Origin of the sequence: Paraburkholderia phymatum, assembly GCF_040965635.1 — a bacterium.
Taxonomy (GTDB): Bacteria; Pseudomonadota; Gammaproteobacteria; order Burkholderiales; family Burkholderiaceae; genus Paraburkholderia; species Paraburkholderia phymatum_B.
Window position 1 is genome coordinate 131,027 of sequence record NZ_JBFRCH010000014.1, and the last position, 13,673, is coordinate 144,699.

Below are 13,673 nucleotides of genomic sequence, written 5' to 3' on the forward strand. Positions count from 1 at the left end.
ACTCGAATGACATGATACGCCGTTTGCCCACCCCGTTCAGTCGGGGTAGGACGGATGCGCAAAAGCTGTGACGGCGTTTGCCGCAGGCGTTCAGACGTGTCTTATTATTTCACAAGGTTTTGCGCCGGCGCTCTTTCCCCAATTTGAAGGAAAAGCGCTCCGGATCAGTCATGTTTCAGCGAACTTTACGGACGCTTATGCAGAACCTGGTCGACGAGACCATACGCCTGCGCGTCGTCACCGGACATGAAGTTGTCGCGGTCCGTGTCGCGCTGAATCCGCTCGACAGGTTGACCGGTGTGATGCGACAGCAACTGGTTCAGACGCTCCTTCAGGTACAGGATTTCGCGTGCCTGAATTTCGATATCCGATGCCTGACCGCGTGCGCCACCGAGCGGCTGGTGGATCATCACGCGCGCGTTCGGCAGCGCGAAACGCTTGCCCTTTGCGCCCGCTGCGAGCAGGAACGCTCCCATGCTGGCCGCGAGACCCATGCACAGCGTCGAGACGTCCGGCTTGATGAACTGCATCGTGTCGTAGATCGCCATGCCGGCCGACACCGAGCCACCCGGGCTGTTGATGTAGAAGCTGATGTCCTTGTCCGGATTTTCGCTTTCGAGGAACAGCAACTGCGCGATCACGAGGTTCGCGGTCTGATCGTTCACTTCGCCGACCAGGAAAACCACGCGCTCCTTCAGCAGGCGCGAGTAGATGTCATAAGAACGTTCGCCGCGACCGCTCGTTTCGACGACGATCGGCACGAGGCCGAGCGCTTGCGCTTCGAGATCCCGATCCCGTGACGACTGGGAGGTCAACGTGTCCAGCATTTGAGCGCGAAAGGTCATGCAATGGATCCTTGTCAGGAAATGTTCTGATAGCCGATTCTGAACAATTGGGTATGGCCACGCACTTCTTCAAGTGCCAAAACCGCCGACAAGCATTTTTTTAGCATGAATCGGCCATCGGTTCGGTTTCTCAGCACGTAAAAACGGCGTGCGGGCCGTCGCTCGGACAGCCGGCACGCCGTTGCAGCGATGCTTAAGCTTGCGCGGTAGCGCTTGCCAGCTCTTCGAAGCTCACTTCCTTGTCCGTCACCTTCGCCTTGCTCAGCACGAAATCGACGACGTTGGACTCAACGACATACGCTTCCATTTCGGCAAGGCGTTGCTGGTTCGAATAATACCAGCGGACGACTTCCTTCGGGTCTTCATAGCTTTTCGCGAATTCGTCGACTTCCGCGCGGATCTGCTCGGGCTTCGCCTGCAGGTCGTTGGCCTTCACCAGTTCGGCCAGCACGAGGCCTAGCTTCACGCGGCGCTCGGCCTGCTCGGCGAACATTTCGGCGGGAATCGGTGCGTCCTTCGCGTTCGGCACGCCGCGCTGCGCCAGGTCCTGGCGCGCCATTTCGACGAGGCGCTGCTGGTCCTGCTCGATCAGCGCCTTCGGCACGTCGAGTTCGGAAATCTTCAGCAGTGCGTCCATCACCTGGTTCTTCACGACAGCCTGCGTGCGGCGCTTCGCTTCGCGCTCGAGGTTGTCCTTGATTTCGTTGCGCATCTTGGTCAAATCGCCGTCTTCGATACCGAGCGACCTGGCGAACTCGCCGTCGATTTCCGGCAGATGCGGCCACTCGATCTTCTTCATCGTGATCGTGAATTGCGCGGTCTTGCCGGCGACTTCCTTGCCGTGATAGTCCTCGGGGAAGTTCAGATCGAATTCTTTCGACTCGCCGACCTTCAGGCCGAGCGCGGCCTTTTCGAATTCCGGCAGCATGCGGCCTTCACCCAGGACAAACGCGAAGTCGTCCGCGCTGCCGCCCTGGAATGCTTCACCGTCGATTTTGCCGACGAAGTCGACCGTCACGCGATCGCCGTCCTTCGCCGCCGTGTCCGCGCCGCCGTCACCGTGCTCGCCGGCTTCGCCGCGAGCGTGGAAGTGCACGCGCTGCTTGCGCAGGATGTCCAGCGTGCGGTCGATTTCCGCATCGCTGATCGTGGTCTTCGTGCGCTCGATTTCAGCCGTCGCCACATCGCCCAGCTTCACTTCGGGGTAAACCTCGAACGTGGCGTCGAATGCGTAGGCGCCTTCGGCCGCATCCGTCTTCGGGCTGAAGCTCGGCTGGCCAGCGACGCGCAGGTTTTCCGCGCGGCTGATGTCGAAGAATTCCTTGCCAACCTTGTCGCTCAGCACTTCGGCTTCTACCTGACCCGCATACTGTTGCGTCACCATCTTGAGCGGCACCTTGCCCGGGCGGAAACCCGGCATGCGCACGTTCTTCGCGAGTTGACGGATACGCGCGTCCACTTCCTTCTGCACGGTGTCCTTCGGCAGGGAAATCGTCACGCGGCGTTCGAGCTTGCCGAGGTTTTCAACAACGTTAGCCATGGCTTCAATCGTCCTAAAATTATTCGAGCGAATCAGTTATCTTGTCTGCGCCGCCTGTCGATGTCCGCTTTGCGTCTTGCGCACGACACTGCGTTTTGCATTCGCTTTAGCGCAGGGTCGCCGCGTCGCTTCGCTCACTCACGTGTGACATCGATCGCGTGCCTCTCGCCGCGGGCTGCGAGGCCGCCGGCAGCACAGTTTGGGTCAGAGAGCCAAATATTCTAGCAAACTATTTGCACGCCTAGCCGCGATTCGCTGTTTCGCGGATTTCGAGCGGCTCCCGCACACCGACCCGACCCACCCGACGTGCTTTTGCCTCCTCCTGACGCACGCTGCATCTGTGAAGCAAAGTCAATTCTGCCTATACCTTCCGGTATATTCAGTCGCGAACCGCATGCTGATAAGCTTCTCCACAACCCGATACGCTGCTGCGCGCGCAGATGCGGTTCCGGCCGCTCCGCATCGCATCGCGTGATCGCGTCGATGGCTTCCATTCCAATTCAACAGAGACACCATGCCGAATACGCCACCCGCGCCCATCGTCGTCATTGCACCCGACTCATTCAAAGGCTCGTTGTCCGCCGAGCAGGTCGCGCAGTCCATTGCGACGGGCATCCTGCGCGCGCGAGCCGATGCAACCATCCGCGTCTGCGCGATGGCGGACGGCGGCGAAGGCACGCTCGACGCCATGCTCACGCGCGGCGGCGAACGTCGCATGCTTACGGTGCGCGGCGCGGCGGGACCGTCGCACGAAGCCGCAACGGGACTCCTCGCCGATGGCAGCGCGATCATCGAAACCGCGGAAATCGTCGGCATTACGGACCCTGTCGGCATGGGCGTCGCGGTCGAAAAGCGCGGTACGCGCGGCATGGGCGAAGCGATCCGCTCGCTGCTCGACGCGGGCGTGCGGCGCTTCTTCGTCGCGCTAGGTGGCAGCTGCACGAACGACGGCGGCGCAGGTCTGCTCGTCGGTCTCGGGCTCAAGCTGTTCGACGCGCAAGGACATGAAATCGACCCGACGCCCGAGCAGCTCGCGCAACTTGCGCGCGTCGATGCATCGGGACTCGATGCGCGTCTGCGCGAGACAACGTTCATCGGCATGTCGGACGTCGACAATCCGCTGACGGGCGACCATGGTGCTACGGCAATCTTTGGTCCGCAGAAAGGCGTGACGCCGGAGCAGGTTGCGATCATCGACGCAGCCCTCACCCGCTTCGCCGACCTCGTCGAACCGGCGATGAATCGTGTCGCGCGCAACGAGCCTGGCGCGGGCGCGGCGGGCGGCCTCGGCTTCGCGCTGCATCTGCTGGGCGCCGAATTCGAGCCGGGCGCGGAAGTGGTTGCGCGCGAGATCGGTCTCGATGCGGCGCTCGAAGGCGCCAACTGGCTCATCACGGGCGAAGGCCGCTCCGACGTGCAGACACTGCATGGCAAGGCGCCTTTCATCGCCTGCCGTCATGCGCGCGCGGCGGGCGTGCCGGCCACGCTCCTATCGGGTGCCGTCGACCCCGCCGCGTTGCCGAAACTTGCCGAGCACTTCAGTGGATGCTTCTCGCCGGCTCCGGGTCCCATCACGCTCGAAGTGGCGATCCGCGACGCGGCCACCCTTCTTGCGAACGAAGCCGAGCAGATGACGCGACTAAGGTATGGCCCGCGTTGACCGCGCGAGCGGATGCAGCAACAATCACATCGCGGGACTGCATCCACTCACAACAGGAAGACCATGAAGGCCTCCGATAAAGCCGGACTCGAACAGTTTCTGACGTATCGTCTGCACGTGCTGAATAAACTTTCCGAGCGGGGCATCAGCGAACGGTATATGGCCAAGCTGGACGTGACGTTGCCAGAAGCGCGCGTGATAGCCTCGGTCGGATCGTTCGGGCCGTTCTCGATCATGGACCTCGCGCGCCACGCGAACCTCGACAAAAGTCAGGCGAGCCGCGCAGCCGAAGCGTTGATCAGACAAGGACTCGTTCAACGCGAAGCGAGCGCGCAGGATGGCCGAGTCGTGCTCGTCTCCCTGACGACGGAAGGCCGCGCCCTGTATCGCAAGATCATGCCCATCGCACGCAAATGGAACACCGATCTGTTCGACTGCCTCGACGATCGCGAAAAGGTCGCGCTTAGCGAGGCGCTCGACAAGGTGATCGAAAGCGCGATCGCGCGAAACGCCGAATAGCACTCTGACAAAGCACTCAGGTCAGGCTGCGAGTTCCAGCCTGTCGATCGACGGCGCATTGGTCGCGCCGCTGACTCCGCCGCTGCGTAATTCCTTAAACACTCATTCACAAGCCGTCGGACCAGCATAGGTGTCCGATGGCGTTGCCTTCGTGCGCCGGTGAAGCATGCTTCAGTTCCGCGACACCCGGACAGATCCACCTTGTCGGTCCAGCGGGGCCGAGGTTCGCAACGAGGCGCAGCGCTTCGGCGCGTAACGTAGTGCCGCTGTCCAAGTCGTGATACGCGACTCTCGTGCAGTCGCGCCCGAATGGAAGTCGTTGTTTTCGAGACTCGCTTGCAAACAGGCAACGGCGAGGCCCGCAGCCGTATGCGTGTGCATCAACGCAATGTGTATCGGGCGGCGCGGGATGGATGATGGATTGCGAAGTGCATGACGAAGCCGCCCTGATTCACAGGATGCGCAGTGTGCTATCCGACATTGCCATCTACGCCTATCGCCTTTTCCCGTGCGCCAGTCATATCACGGACCATGCGCATCGCGTCCGAGCAGCCTGGAAGATATCTCGTTGCGCCCGCAACTGGATGATAAGACCTGCGACGAATCGCCCTGTAAATGAAGCGCGAAACGCGTTGCATAGCACCGAGGTTGAGGGAAATCGTAATGCTGGCTTGCTACGATGACGGCTCGTTTTTTCTCTGACTTCGAGGATCGAAAAATGAAGAAGGTTTTTCTGGCGCTGATCGCCGCAGCCGCTGGTTTCGCCGGCACGTCGTCGGCATTCGCGTATGACCATCATCCCGTGTGTCACAAGGTACACGTGCATCACCACTGGGAGAAGCGCTGCCACTAAGGAGCGGCGAACCGTCAGTATGATGGCCGATGCCCCGCCCTCGTGCGGGGTTTTTTGTGCCCGTCGTTTTCCGGTTTGAGGCGTCGTCGCGCCCGATGTTCGTCGCGTGCAGTCTCGCGGCGAAATGCCCACGGCAGACAGCGCGGTGCAAAAACAAAAAACCCCACAGGTCAGCGACGAGCGGGGTTTTCTACATGATGCTGCGTAAAAACAAGTGGTGCGAGGAAGGGGACTCGAACCCCTACACCCTTGCGGGCGTCAGGACCTAAACCTGGTGCGTCTACCAATTTCGCCATCCTCGCAGCCGGGCGTCGCCGCAAACCTGCGGCGCCCGATGTTTCGCCAGCGGCCGGACGCTGCGTTTTTTCACTGCGATGTCATTCGCGCGGAGGACTCTGAACGTGTCGTAAAAGACCCGCCAGAGCCGCGAACGTCTGCATTGAAAAGCGCGTCCGAAAGCGTAAGCGCGAGATTCTAACCGATTGGCCTGCGCTTGTCTGCATCTGTCAGATACCGTCGATGCTACAATTTTCGGTCTTTTACGCACAACCGTGCGCGCCCGCATTCCCCAAGCGAATCCAGTGAATTTCGACGAATATTGCCTGCAAAAAGCAGCGCCTCCCGGTTCGAGCACTTACTACGCGCTGCGCCAGGCGCCCATCGCGCGGCAACCGCTGCTCACGGCGCTGTTTGCGCTGCGCCGCGAGTTCGAAGAAACCGTGAAGGAAACAACCGACCCCACCGTGGGCCGCACGAAACTCGCCTGGTGGCAGAAGGAGGCGGCCGCGCTCGTGGCCGGCGAGCCGACGCATCCCGTATCGCAAGCGCTCGCCGCGCATTTGCCCGACGTGCAAGCCGAGTACCCGGCGCTGCAAGCGATCATCGCGGGCTTCGAGATGGATCTCGACCAGGCCCGCTACCTCGATTACCCGAATCTGCGCCGCTATATGGCTGGCGTCGGCGGCACGTTCGCGTCGGTGGTTGCGCGCGCGACGGCGCGCGATCCGTCGCAAGCATCATCGTGGGCCGCGCCGCTCGGCGAGGCGCTGATGCTCGCGCAGATCGTCGTGGAACTCGGCAACGACGCGCGCCACGGACGCATCTACATCCCCATCGACGAAATGCAGCGCTACAACGTGACGGCCGCCGACCTGATCAACCGCAAATACTCGGATGCGTTCACGGAACTGATGCGCTTTCAGACGACGCGCGCCCGCGACGCGATTCGCAGGGCGCTCGATGGTTTGCCCGCGGGCGAGCGTCATTCGCAGAGCACGCTGCGCGCGTTGGCGGCGCTGGCGCTGGCGCTGCTCGACGAAATCGAGCGAGACGGCTATCACGTCCTGCATCAACGCATTGCGCTGACGCCGATCCGCAAGCTGTGGGTTGCGTGGCGAGCGGCACGCAAGCATTGACGTCGGCGCGCGTCAGACACGCAGCAACGGCAACGGCTTCACGTCGTCGCGCAAGATGCCTCTTGCGTCCAGCCCCCAGAACGGGCCGAGCACCGTCGCGTACAGCCGTCTGAAGTCGATCTCGACAGGCAGTTGGGCTGTGGCGTCGAGTCGCGCGAAGTCGGGAGGGTGTCCGTACAGGCCTCCCCTCACCCGCCCGCCCATCACGAAGTGCGCGGCAGCGCCGCCATGCTCGGTGCCGCGCGCCAAATTCTCGCGCGCGGACCGGCCGAACTCCGAGTACGTGACGATCAGCGTATCGTTCCAACGGCCGCGCCGCGCGAGTTCCGCGTGAAGCGTCGCGCAACCCTGTGCCAGTTGTTTGAGCAGCGCCGCATGGCGCTCGGGCTGATTGGCGTGCGTATCGAAACCATCGAGCGTCACGCGGATCGCGCCGTATGAAACCGGCTGCGTGCTGACGAGCGCAGTGCGCAACGCGGCCTCGATCGAATCGGGAAACGTCGCCGGGCGTGATGGCGGTACGATCGAGACATCGAAGGCGTCGCCCGTCACACGATCATCTTCGGTCAGGTTCACGTTGGTTCGATCGAACGAAGACGAGTCGTCCGGGTTAAGGACATGCGCCCATGCGTCGCGTGATGCGTGAGCAAACGATAAACCCGCAAACGGCCCTGCCTCGACGCTGCCGAATATGGCGGCCGCCGCGCGGACCTGCGGCACCCGCCATTGCGCGAATGCGCGAGCCAGCCAGCCGTCGCGCCGATACACATCGGCGCACGAGCCCGTGTCCCAGATTTCCATCGACCGGAAATGCGACGGGTTCGCTTGCGCACAGCCGACGCCTTGCACGACGGCAAGCTGCCCGCTGCGCCACAAAGGCAACAAAAGACGCAACGAAGGATGCAGCGCGATACGCTCGTCGAGCGCGATCGCCTGATCGCGTGCAATGGCGATGCGCCTGCGCAGCGCGTAGTAAGCGGGATCGGCAAACGGCACGACGGTATTCAATCCGTCGTTTCCGCCCTTCAGTTCGATCAGGATGAGCAGCTTGCCGCGACGGCCCGCGGCCGTTGCACATGCATCCGGTTGCGGCACTACACGGCTCGTCGGGACAGACGCACTGAACGCGCGGGGCATCGACAACGCAGCGCCCGTTGCAGCCGCCATCGAAAGAAACTCGCGTCGTTTCATCCACGCCTCACGAGAGGTATCGCGTGTATTTCGCCAAGGACGCAGCGGCCGCGCAAGAATGCGCACGGACGCGCACAGCACGTGCAAGGCAAAAACCTGTCAGCGCTTGTACAGTTCGCGTACGGCGTCTTCGATGTGCTGCCGCAGCAGACGCCTTTCTTCCGGCGTCATATGCCCGTCGCGCCGGCGTTGATCGAGATCGGGCGGCACGGCGGTGGCACGGACGATGGCGTCGGATGCAGGATGGTCGGCGTTGGGATTGCGCGGTTGACGCACGGTGCGCATGTGCGGACGCTGGATTGGGCGCGACTCCGCGATACGTTCCGTCGAAGATTGGGCATGCGCGGAGATGGGACCCGCAGCGCTCACGAACACGATCGCAACTGCCACTGCGATCACGCTCAGGCGCACGTTCGGCCAGACCCCTCCCTTCATCTTGTTCCCTTCGTGGCGCGGCAACCGGCAACCTCAGATACGTGTAATGACTCCGGCTTGAAACCGGGCGCAAGAGCCTTATTCGAGTGAAGTATCTACCGAACTGGCGCGAACAGTAAAGGAGTGTAAGCGCCAAGCCTTTACGCCGTGCCACAGGCCCGGTAAATTTTGTAACTGACTGTTACGCGATAATTGGTACAAACTCGCTCCTTATTCTAATCGCGCTAAGATGCCGACCATGGAAACCAAAAACCCTTCGAAAATCCTCGTCGTCGACGACGACCCGCGTCTGCGCGATCTGCTGCGCCGTTATCTCGGCGAGCAGGGCTTTAACGTTTATGTGGCTGAGAACGCCCCCTCGATGAACAAGCTGTGGGTGCGCGAACGTTTCGATCTGCTGGTGCTCGACCTGATGCTGCCGGGCGAAGACGGTCTCTCGATCTGCCGCCGCCTGCGCGGCAGCAACGATCGCACGCCGATCATCATGCTCACCGCGAAGGGTGAAGATGTCGATCGCATCGTTGGCCTCGAAATGGGCGCCGACGATTATCTGCCGAAGCCATTCAATCCGCGCGAACTCGTCGCGCGCATTCATGCGGTGTTGCGCCGCCAGTCGCCGTCCGAGTTGCCGGGCGCGCCGTCCGAGACGTCGGAAGTGTTCGAGTTCGGCGAGTTCGCTCTGAACCTCGCCACGCGTACGCTCACCAAGGCCGGCCAGGAAATTCCGCTGACCACGGGTGAATTCTCCGTGCTCAAGGTGTTCGCGCGCCATCCGCGTCAGCCGCTGTCGCGCGAAAAGCTGATGGAGCTTGCGCGCGGCCGCGAGTACGAAGTATTTGACCGCAGCCTCGACGTGCAGATCTCGCGTCTGCGCAAGCTGATCGAGCCCGATCCGGGCAGCCCGCGTTTCATCCAGACAGTCTGGGGTCTGGGCTATGTCTTCATCCCCGACGGCGCAGCCTAAGCCTGCCGTTGCAGTTCCTCCTTCTCGTCGACAAGAAGGTCGCATGCGGATCGACCGGCGCCTCCTGACGCTCGCGTTCGGCGGCCTTTTCTGGCGCACGTTCCTGCTGATCGCGCTGCTGATCGCGGTGAGTCTCGCCGCATGGTTCCAGAGCTTCCGCGTGATCGAGCGCGAGCCGCGCGCACAGCGCGTGGCGCTGCAGCTCGTCGCGATCGTGAAGCTCACGCGCACCGCGCTCCTCTATTCCGATCCCGATCTGCGGCGCGCATTGCTGCAAGACCTGGAAAGCAACGAGGGCGTGCGCGTGTATCCGCGCGAAACCACGGACAAGTACAAGCTCCAGCCCGACGAGTCGCTCAACCGGCTGATCGAACATGACATACGCGGGCGGCTCGGCGACGACACGATCATCGCGCAGTCGGTCAACGACATTCCCGGCGTATGGATCAGCTTCAAGATCGACGACGACGATTACTGGGTCGCGCTCGATCGCGATCAACTGGATAACGTGACGGGCCTGCAATGGGCCGGCTGGGGTGTCTTTGCGCTCGCGCTATCGCTTTTCGGCGCGGCGTTCATCACGAGTCTGGTGAACAGGCCGTTCGCACGGCTGGCGCTGGCTGCGCGCAAGGTCGGCTCGGGGCAGGCGCCCGAAAAGCTGCCTGAGCGCGGCATGGGCGTCGCCGCGGAAACGAATCGAAGCTTCAACCAGATGGTGCAGGACCTGGAGCAGCTCGAAGCCGACCGCGCGCTGATGCTCGCCGGCATTTCGCACGACCTGCGCACGCCACTTGCTCGTCTGCGTCTGGAAACCGAAATGAGTCCTTCGGACCAGACGACCAAGGACGCGATGATCGACGACATCGAGCAGATGGACATGATCATCGGACGCTTCCTCGATTACGCGCGCCCTGTTCAGCGAAATCCGGAGCCTGTCGATCTTTCCGTGATCGCGGGAGAACTGGCCGCCCGCATGTCGAGCGAAGACGGTATGCGGCTGGTCACGCGGCTTGCTCCTTCTGCTGTGATCGAGGCGGACGAGACGGACATCCGGCGAGTCGTCGGCAATCTGATCGAGAACGCCCGCAAGTACGGCCTTTCCGAGGACGATGGCATTCCGCGCGTGATTCTCGAGACACGGGTCTCGCATTCGCGGGTCGAACTGTCGGTCGTCGACGAAGGTCCGGGCATTCCCGAGGACCAGCTCGCGCTCGTCACGCGGCCCTTCTACCGCGTCAATTCGGCGCGGACGCAGGCCAACGGCACGGGACTCGGCATGGCGATCGTGCAGCGTCTCGTGGGCCGGTATCGCGGCGCATTACGGCTGCGCAACCGCACGCCGCTGCCTGGCCTCGAAGTGACGATCGAATTTCCGCTCGCCAAGAGCGCCTGACGCGCTTCGGGCACGTCACTGCCGGAACGCGGCAGTCGGACGACGCACCAGCGCAGTTTTCCGCTGCCGCTTTTTCGGGCAAAACCTGCTCCCGAAACCTGTGCGAAACGCGCGTTCCAATATGGGCTATCGGCGTCTTCGAGAAAATCTATTCAAATCATTAGATAAAAACTATTGATTCGATCACTCAATAGAGTTATAGTTTAAGTTGTGTAACGCGTTCGTTACAGCCAGCAGGTAGTTTAAGCAGGTTGTCTTCGAATCTCATTTGCCAATTCACTAGGAGCAAGCGCATGAAAACTGTCGGCGATAAACTCGAAGCTTTCACCGTCACCGCTGCAAAGCCGGGTTTCAATAACCACGAAGAAAACGGCGTGTCGGCGTTCGAAGAAATCACCGAATCGTCGTTCCCGGGCAAGTGGAAGATCATCTATTTCTACCCGAAGGACTTCACGTTCGTTTGCCCGACGGAAATCGTCGAGTTCGGCAAGCTGCAGAAGGACTTCGCAGAGCGCGACGCCGTTCTGCTGGGCGGCAGTGTCGACAACGAATTCGTCAAGCTCGCATGGCGCCGTGAGCACAAGGACCTGAACAAGCTGAACCACTACGCGTTCGGCGACGTGAAGGGCGAGCTGATCGACCAGCTTGGCGTGCGCGACAAGGAAGCAGGCGTTGCACTGCGTGCGACGTTCATCGTCGATCCGGACAACACGATTCAGCACGTTTCGGTGAACAATCTGAACGTCGGCCGTAATCCGGAAGAAGTCCTGCGTATTCTGGACGGTCTGCAGACGGACGAACTGTGCCCGTGCAACCGGGTAGTCGGCGGCGCAACGCTGTAAGTACGTGCAGTCGAAAGCCCGCTAAGCTTGAAAAGGCCAGCGGGCTTTTTTATCGGCAAAATGATAGGAGATATCAATGGAATTCATCGCAGCGATTAAGGAATGTATTCCCGACTACGCTAAAGACATTCGCCTGAATCTCGATGGCACGATTGCGCGCTCGTCGCTGGAAGGCAACGATGCCATCGGCGTCGCGCTGGCGGCCGCGTTCGCTGCGAAGAGCCCGAAGATCATCGCCGCGATCCGCGAAGCGGGCGTGCTGTCGCCGGAAGAAGTCAACGGCGCGCTGACGGCTGCCGCGCTGATGGGCATGAACAACGTCTGGTATCCGTACGTCGAGATGACGGGCAACGCCGATCTGAAATCGCAGCCGGCCGGCTTGCGGATGAACGCTTACGCGTCGCATGGCGGCGTCGACAAGCGCCGCTTCGAGATGTACGCGCTCGCCGCGTCGATTATCGGCAAGTGCCATTTCTGCGTGAAGTCGCACTTCGATACGCTGATCAACGAAGGCATGAGCTCGACGCAACTGCGCGACGTCGGCCGTATCGCGGCGGTAATCAACGCGACTGCGCAAGTGATCGTCGCTGAAGGCAAGTAAGGGCACGCGAGCCGTAAGAGCTTGCCCAAGAAAAAACGCCACGCGATGCGTGGCGTTTTGCGTTTCTACGTACGCTTCGACGCACGGCCGTTCGACGTACGAGTGATGATCCCAGGGTCAGCCGCGCAGCAGCAGCACAGCGGCTTGCGCTTCGATCCCCTCGCCTCGTCCGAGATAGCCGAGCTTCTCATTGGTCTTCGCCTTCACGTTGACGCGCTCGATGGGCAGGTTCAGGTCTTCCGCGATATTCGCGCGCATCCCGTCGATATGCGGCGCGAGCTTGGGCGCCTGTGCGATCACCGTGCTGTCGACGTTCTGGATCGCGAAGCCCGCCTTTGCAATGCGCGCCGCGCACTCGCGCAGCAGCACACGGCTGTTCGCGCCTTTGAACTCGGTCGCGGTATCGGGAAAGTGGCGGCCGATATCGCCGAGCGCGGCGGCACCGAAGAGCGCATCGGTGATCGCGTGCAGCAGCACGTCCGCGTCCGAGTGGCCGAGCAGCCCGCGCTCGTACGGAATCGTCACGCCGCCGATGATGAGCGGCCGTCCCGGCACCAGTGCGTGAACGTCGTAGCCTTGTCCGATTCTCAAATCCATATGCGTGAGGTTCCGTGATGTCGTGAAAGCGTTCCTGCGATGAAGCTCCGATCGGGCGATGGCACGCGCCGCTCAGCCCGCGGTGCCGCGGCCGAGAATCGCCTCGGCCAGATCGAAGTCTTCGGGATAGGTGACCTTGAAATTGCGCAAGCTGCCCTGCACCAGCTTCGGCGCATGGCCGGACCATTCGATCGCGCTCGCTTCGTCGGTGAGATCGTGGCCGTCGCTTTGCGCGCGCAGGATCGCCTCGCGCAACACGCCGACGCGGAACATCTGCGGCGTCTGCGCCTGCCACAGGCCGTCGCGCGGCTCGGTGTGATCGATGCGATTGTCGGTGCCGCGCGCGACGCGCTTGAGCGTATCCGCGACGGGCAGCGCCATGATGCCGCCCACGGCGTCGTCCTTCAGCGCGCTTACGAGCGCACGGATCAGCGCGGGCGTGATGCCGGGGCGCGCGGCGTCGTGCACGAGCACCCAGTCGTCGTCGTGCGCGCCGAATTGCGCGAGCGCATGCAGCCCATTGAGCACGGACGCCTGCCTCGATGCTCCGCCGCAGCGCTGCACGGCAAAGCGCAGCCCGCCGAAGCGGCGCGCATCGAAATGCTGGTCGTCGGGCGCGAGGACGATGAGCGTCTGCGCGAACTCGCTGCACGCGTCGAACGCGGCCAGCGAGTAATACAGCATGTCGCGGCCCGCGACGGTTCGATATTGCTTGGGCATCGGCGCGCCGGAGCGGCTGCCGGTGCCGGCGCACGGAATCAGGGCAAACAGGCGGGAAGTCACGGAAAGGACGCGGCGCGGTTCAAAGTGAAGGACGG

General features: G+C 62.2%; 14 protein-coding genes and 1 tRNA gene. 8 read left to right on the top strand and 7 right to left on the bottom strand.

Translation table 11 applies throughout. From position 1 onward, the window contains the following. Positions 1-185 precede the first annotated feature (185 nt). Positions 186-845, bottom strand: a complete 660-nt coding sequence (gene clpP, locus AB4Y32_RS23170; protein ID WP_007585897.1) for an ATP-dependent Clp endopeptidase proteolytic subunit ClpP — start codon at positions 843-845, stop codon at positions 186-188. A 193-nt stretch (positions 846-1,038) separates the two neighbouring features. Further along, positions 1,039-2,385 carry a trigger factor gene (gene tig / locus AB4Y32_RS23175; RefSeq protein ID WP_368723581.1) on the bottom strand — a complete coding sequence of 449 codons (1,347 nt, stop codon included), beginning with the start codon at positions 2,383-2,385 and terminating at the stop codon, positions 1,039-1,041. Positions 2,386-2,899: 514 nt separating this feature from the next. Between tig and AB4Y32_RS23180 the strand changes: the two genes are divergently transcribed. The 3 genes from AB4Y32_RS23180 to AB4Y32_RS23190 all read left to right on the top strand — a co-directional run bounded on the left by AB4Y32_RS23180 (position 2,900) and on the right by AB4Y32_RS23190 (position 5,417). Continuing rightward, positions 2,900-4,045 carry a glycerate kinase gene (locus AB4Y32_RS23180; protein WP_368723582.1) on the top strand — a complete coding sequence of 382 codons (1,146 nt, stop codon included), beginning with the start codon at positions 2,900-2,902 and terminating at the stop codon, positions 4,043-4,045. 63 nt (positions 4,046-4,108) lie between these two features. After that, a complete protein-coding gene (locus AB4Y32_RS23185; RefSeq protein ID WP_368723583.1) occupies positions 4,109-4,564 on the top strand; it encodes a MarR family winged helix-turn-helix transcriptional regulator in 456 nt (151 codons plus the stop codon). Positions 4,565-5,282: 718 nt separating this feature from the next. Further along, complete coding sequence (locus AB4Y32_RS23190) at positions 5,283-5,417, top strand: hypothetical protein (protein WP_368723584.1); 135 nt, start codon at positions 5,283-5,285, stop codon at positions 5,415-5,417. Between the two features lie 215 nt (positions 5,418-5,632). On the opposite strand, the gene AB4Y32_RS23195 is transcribed toward AB4Y32_RS23190, so the two are convergent. Further along, positions 5,633-5,719 (bottom strand) — tRNA-Leu (locus AB4Y32_RS23195). A gap of 279 nt (positions 5,720-5,998) precedes the next feature. On the opposite strand from AB4Y32_RS23195, the gene AB4Y32_RS23200 reads away from it, so the two are divergent. Further along, the gene (locus tag AB4Y32_RS23200; RefSeq protein WP_368723585.1) at positions 5,999-6,832 is read left to right on the top strand and encodes a squalene/phytoene synthase family protein; all 834 of its coding nucleotides are present in this window, start codon (positions 5,999-6,001) and stop codon (positions 6,830-6,832) included. A gap of 12 nt (positions 6,833-6,844) precedes the next feature. On the opposite strand, the gene AB4Y32_RS23205 is transcribed toward AB4Y32_RS23200, so the two are convergent. Further along, positions 6,845-8,023 (bottom strand): DUF1501 domain-containing protein, encoded by a 1,179-nt coding sequence (locus AB4Y32_RS23205; protein ID WP_368723586.1) that lies wholly within the window; start codon positions 8,021-8,023, stop codon positions 6,845-6,847. Positions 8,024-8,122: 99 nt separating this feature from the next. Further along, positions 8,123-8,458 (bottom strand): hypothetical protein, encoded by a 336-nt coding sequence (locus AB4Y32_RS23210; RefSeq protein WP_368723587.1) that lies wholly within the window; start codon positions 8,456-8,458, stop codon positions 8,123-8,125. 229 nt (positions 8,459-8,687) lie between these two features. Here AB4Y32_RS23210 and ompR point away from each other — a divergent pair, with 229 nt between their 5' ends. The 4 genes from ompR to AB4Y32_RS23230 all read left to right on the top strand — a co-directional run bounded on the left by ompR (position 8,688) and on the right by AB4Y32_RS23230 (position 12,258). Continuing rightward, a complete protein-coding gene (ompR, locus tag AB4Y32_RS23215) occupies positions 8,688-9,422 on the top strand; it encodes an osmolarity response regulator transcription factor OmpR (protein WP_007585880.1) in 735 nt (244 codons plus the stop codon). 43 nt (positions 9,423-9,465) lie between these two features. Continuing rightward, positions 9,466-10,815, top strand: a complete 1,350-nt coding sequence (locus AB4Y32_RS23220) for an ATP-binding protein (RefSeq protein ID WP_368723588.1) — start codon at positions 9,466-9,468, stop codon at positions 10,813-10,815. Between the two features lie 293 nt (positions 10,816-11,108). Next, positions 11,109-11,657 carry a peroxiredoxin gene (locus AB4Y32_RS23225; protein WP_090862234.1) on the top strand — a complete coding sequence of 183 codons (549 nt, stop codon included), beginning with the start codon at positions 11,109-11,111 and terminating at the stop codon, positions 11,655-11,657. Positions 11,658-11,733: 76 nt separating this feature from the next. Next, positions 11,734-12,258: a carboxymuconolactone decarboxylase family protein gene (locus tag AB4Y32_RS23230; RefSeq protein WP_368723589.1), complete on the top strand. Its 525-nt coding sequence runs from the start codon at positions 11,734-11,736 to the stop codon at positions 12,256-12,258. 117 nt (positions 12,259-12,375) lie between these two features. Here AB4Y32_RS23230 and ispF read toward each other — a convergent pair whose 3' ends face one another. After that, positions 12,376-12,855 carry a 2-C-methyl-D-erythritol 2,4-cyclodiphosphate synthase gene (ispF, locus tag AB4Y32_RS23235; protein WP_368723590.1) on the bottom strand — a complete coding sequence of 160 codons (480 nt, stop codon included), beginning with the start codon at positions 12,853-12,855 and terminating at the stop codon, positions 12,376-12,378. A 72-nt stretch (positions 12,856-12,927) separates the two neighbouring features. Continuing rightward, positions 12,928-13,638: a 2-C-methyl-D-erythritol 4-phosphate cytidylyltransferase gene (gene ispD, locus AB4Y32_RS23240; protein WP_368723591.1), complete on the bottom strand. Its 711-nt coding sequence runs from the start codon at positions 13,636-13,638 to the stop codon at positions 12,928-12,930. Positions 13,639-13,673 lie beyond the last annotated feature (35 nt).

Excerpts from the sequence above, each read along its gene's own strand:
- clpP (WP_007585897.1), bottom strand. The coding sequence starts at position 845 with ATGACCTTTCGCGCTCAAATGCTGGACACGTTGACCTCCCAGTCGTCA.
- tig (WP_368723581.1), bottom strand. The coding sequence starts at position 2,385 with ATGGCTAACGTTGTTGAAAACCTCGGCAAGCTCGAACGCCGCGTGACG.
- AB4Y32_RS23180 (WP_368723582.1), top strand. The coding sequence starts at position 2,900 with ATGCCGAATACGCCACCCGCGCCCATCGTCGTCATTGCACCCGACTCA.
- AB4Y32_RS23185 (WP_368723583.1), top strand. The coding sequence starts at position 4,109 with ATGAAGGCCTCCGATAAAGCCGGACTCGAACAGTTTCTGACGTATCGT.
- AB4Y32_RS23190 (WP_368723584.1), top strand. The coding sequence starts at position 5,283 with ATGAAGAAGGTTTTTCTGGCGCTGATCGCCGCAGCCGCTGGTTTCGCC.
- AB4Y32_RS23205 (WP_368723586.1), bottom strand. The coding sequence starts at position 8,023 with ATGAAACGACGCGAGTTTCTTTCGATGGCGGCTGCAACGGGCGCTGCG.
- AB4Y32_RS23210 (WP_368723587.1), bottom strand. The coding sequence starts at position 8,458 with ATGAAGGGAGGGGTCTGGCCGAACGTGCGCCTGAGCGTGATCGCAGTG.
- ompR (WP_007585880.1), top strand. The coding sequence starts at position 8,688 with ATGCCGACCATGGAAACCAAAAACCCTTCGAAAATCCTCGTCGTCGAC.
- AB4Y32_RS23220 (WP_368723588.1), top strand. The coding sequence starts at position 9,466 with ATGCGGATCGACCGGCGCCTCCTGACGCTCGCGTTCGGCGGCCTTTTC.
- AB4Y32_RS23225 (WP_090862234.1), top strand. The coding sequence starts at position 11,109 with ATGAAAACTGTCGGCGATAAACTCGAAGCTTTCACCGTCACCGCTGCA.
- AB4Y32_RS23230 (WP_368723589.1), top strand. The coding sequence starts at position 11,734 with ATGGAATTCATCGCAGCGATTAAGGAATGTATTCCCGACTACGCTAAA.
- ispF (WP_368723590.1), bottom strand. The coding sequence starts at position 12,855 with ATGGATTTGAGAATCGGACAAGGCTACGACGTTCACGCACTGGTGCCG.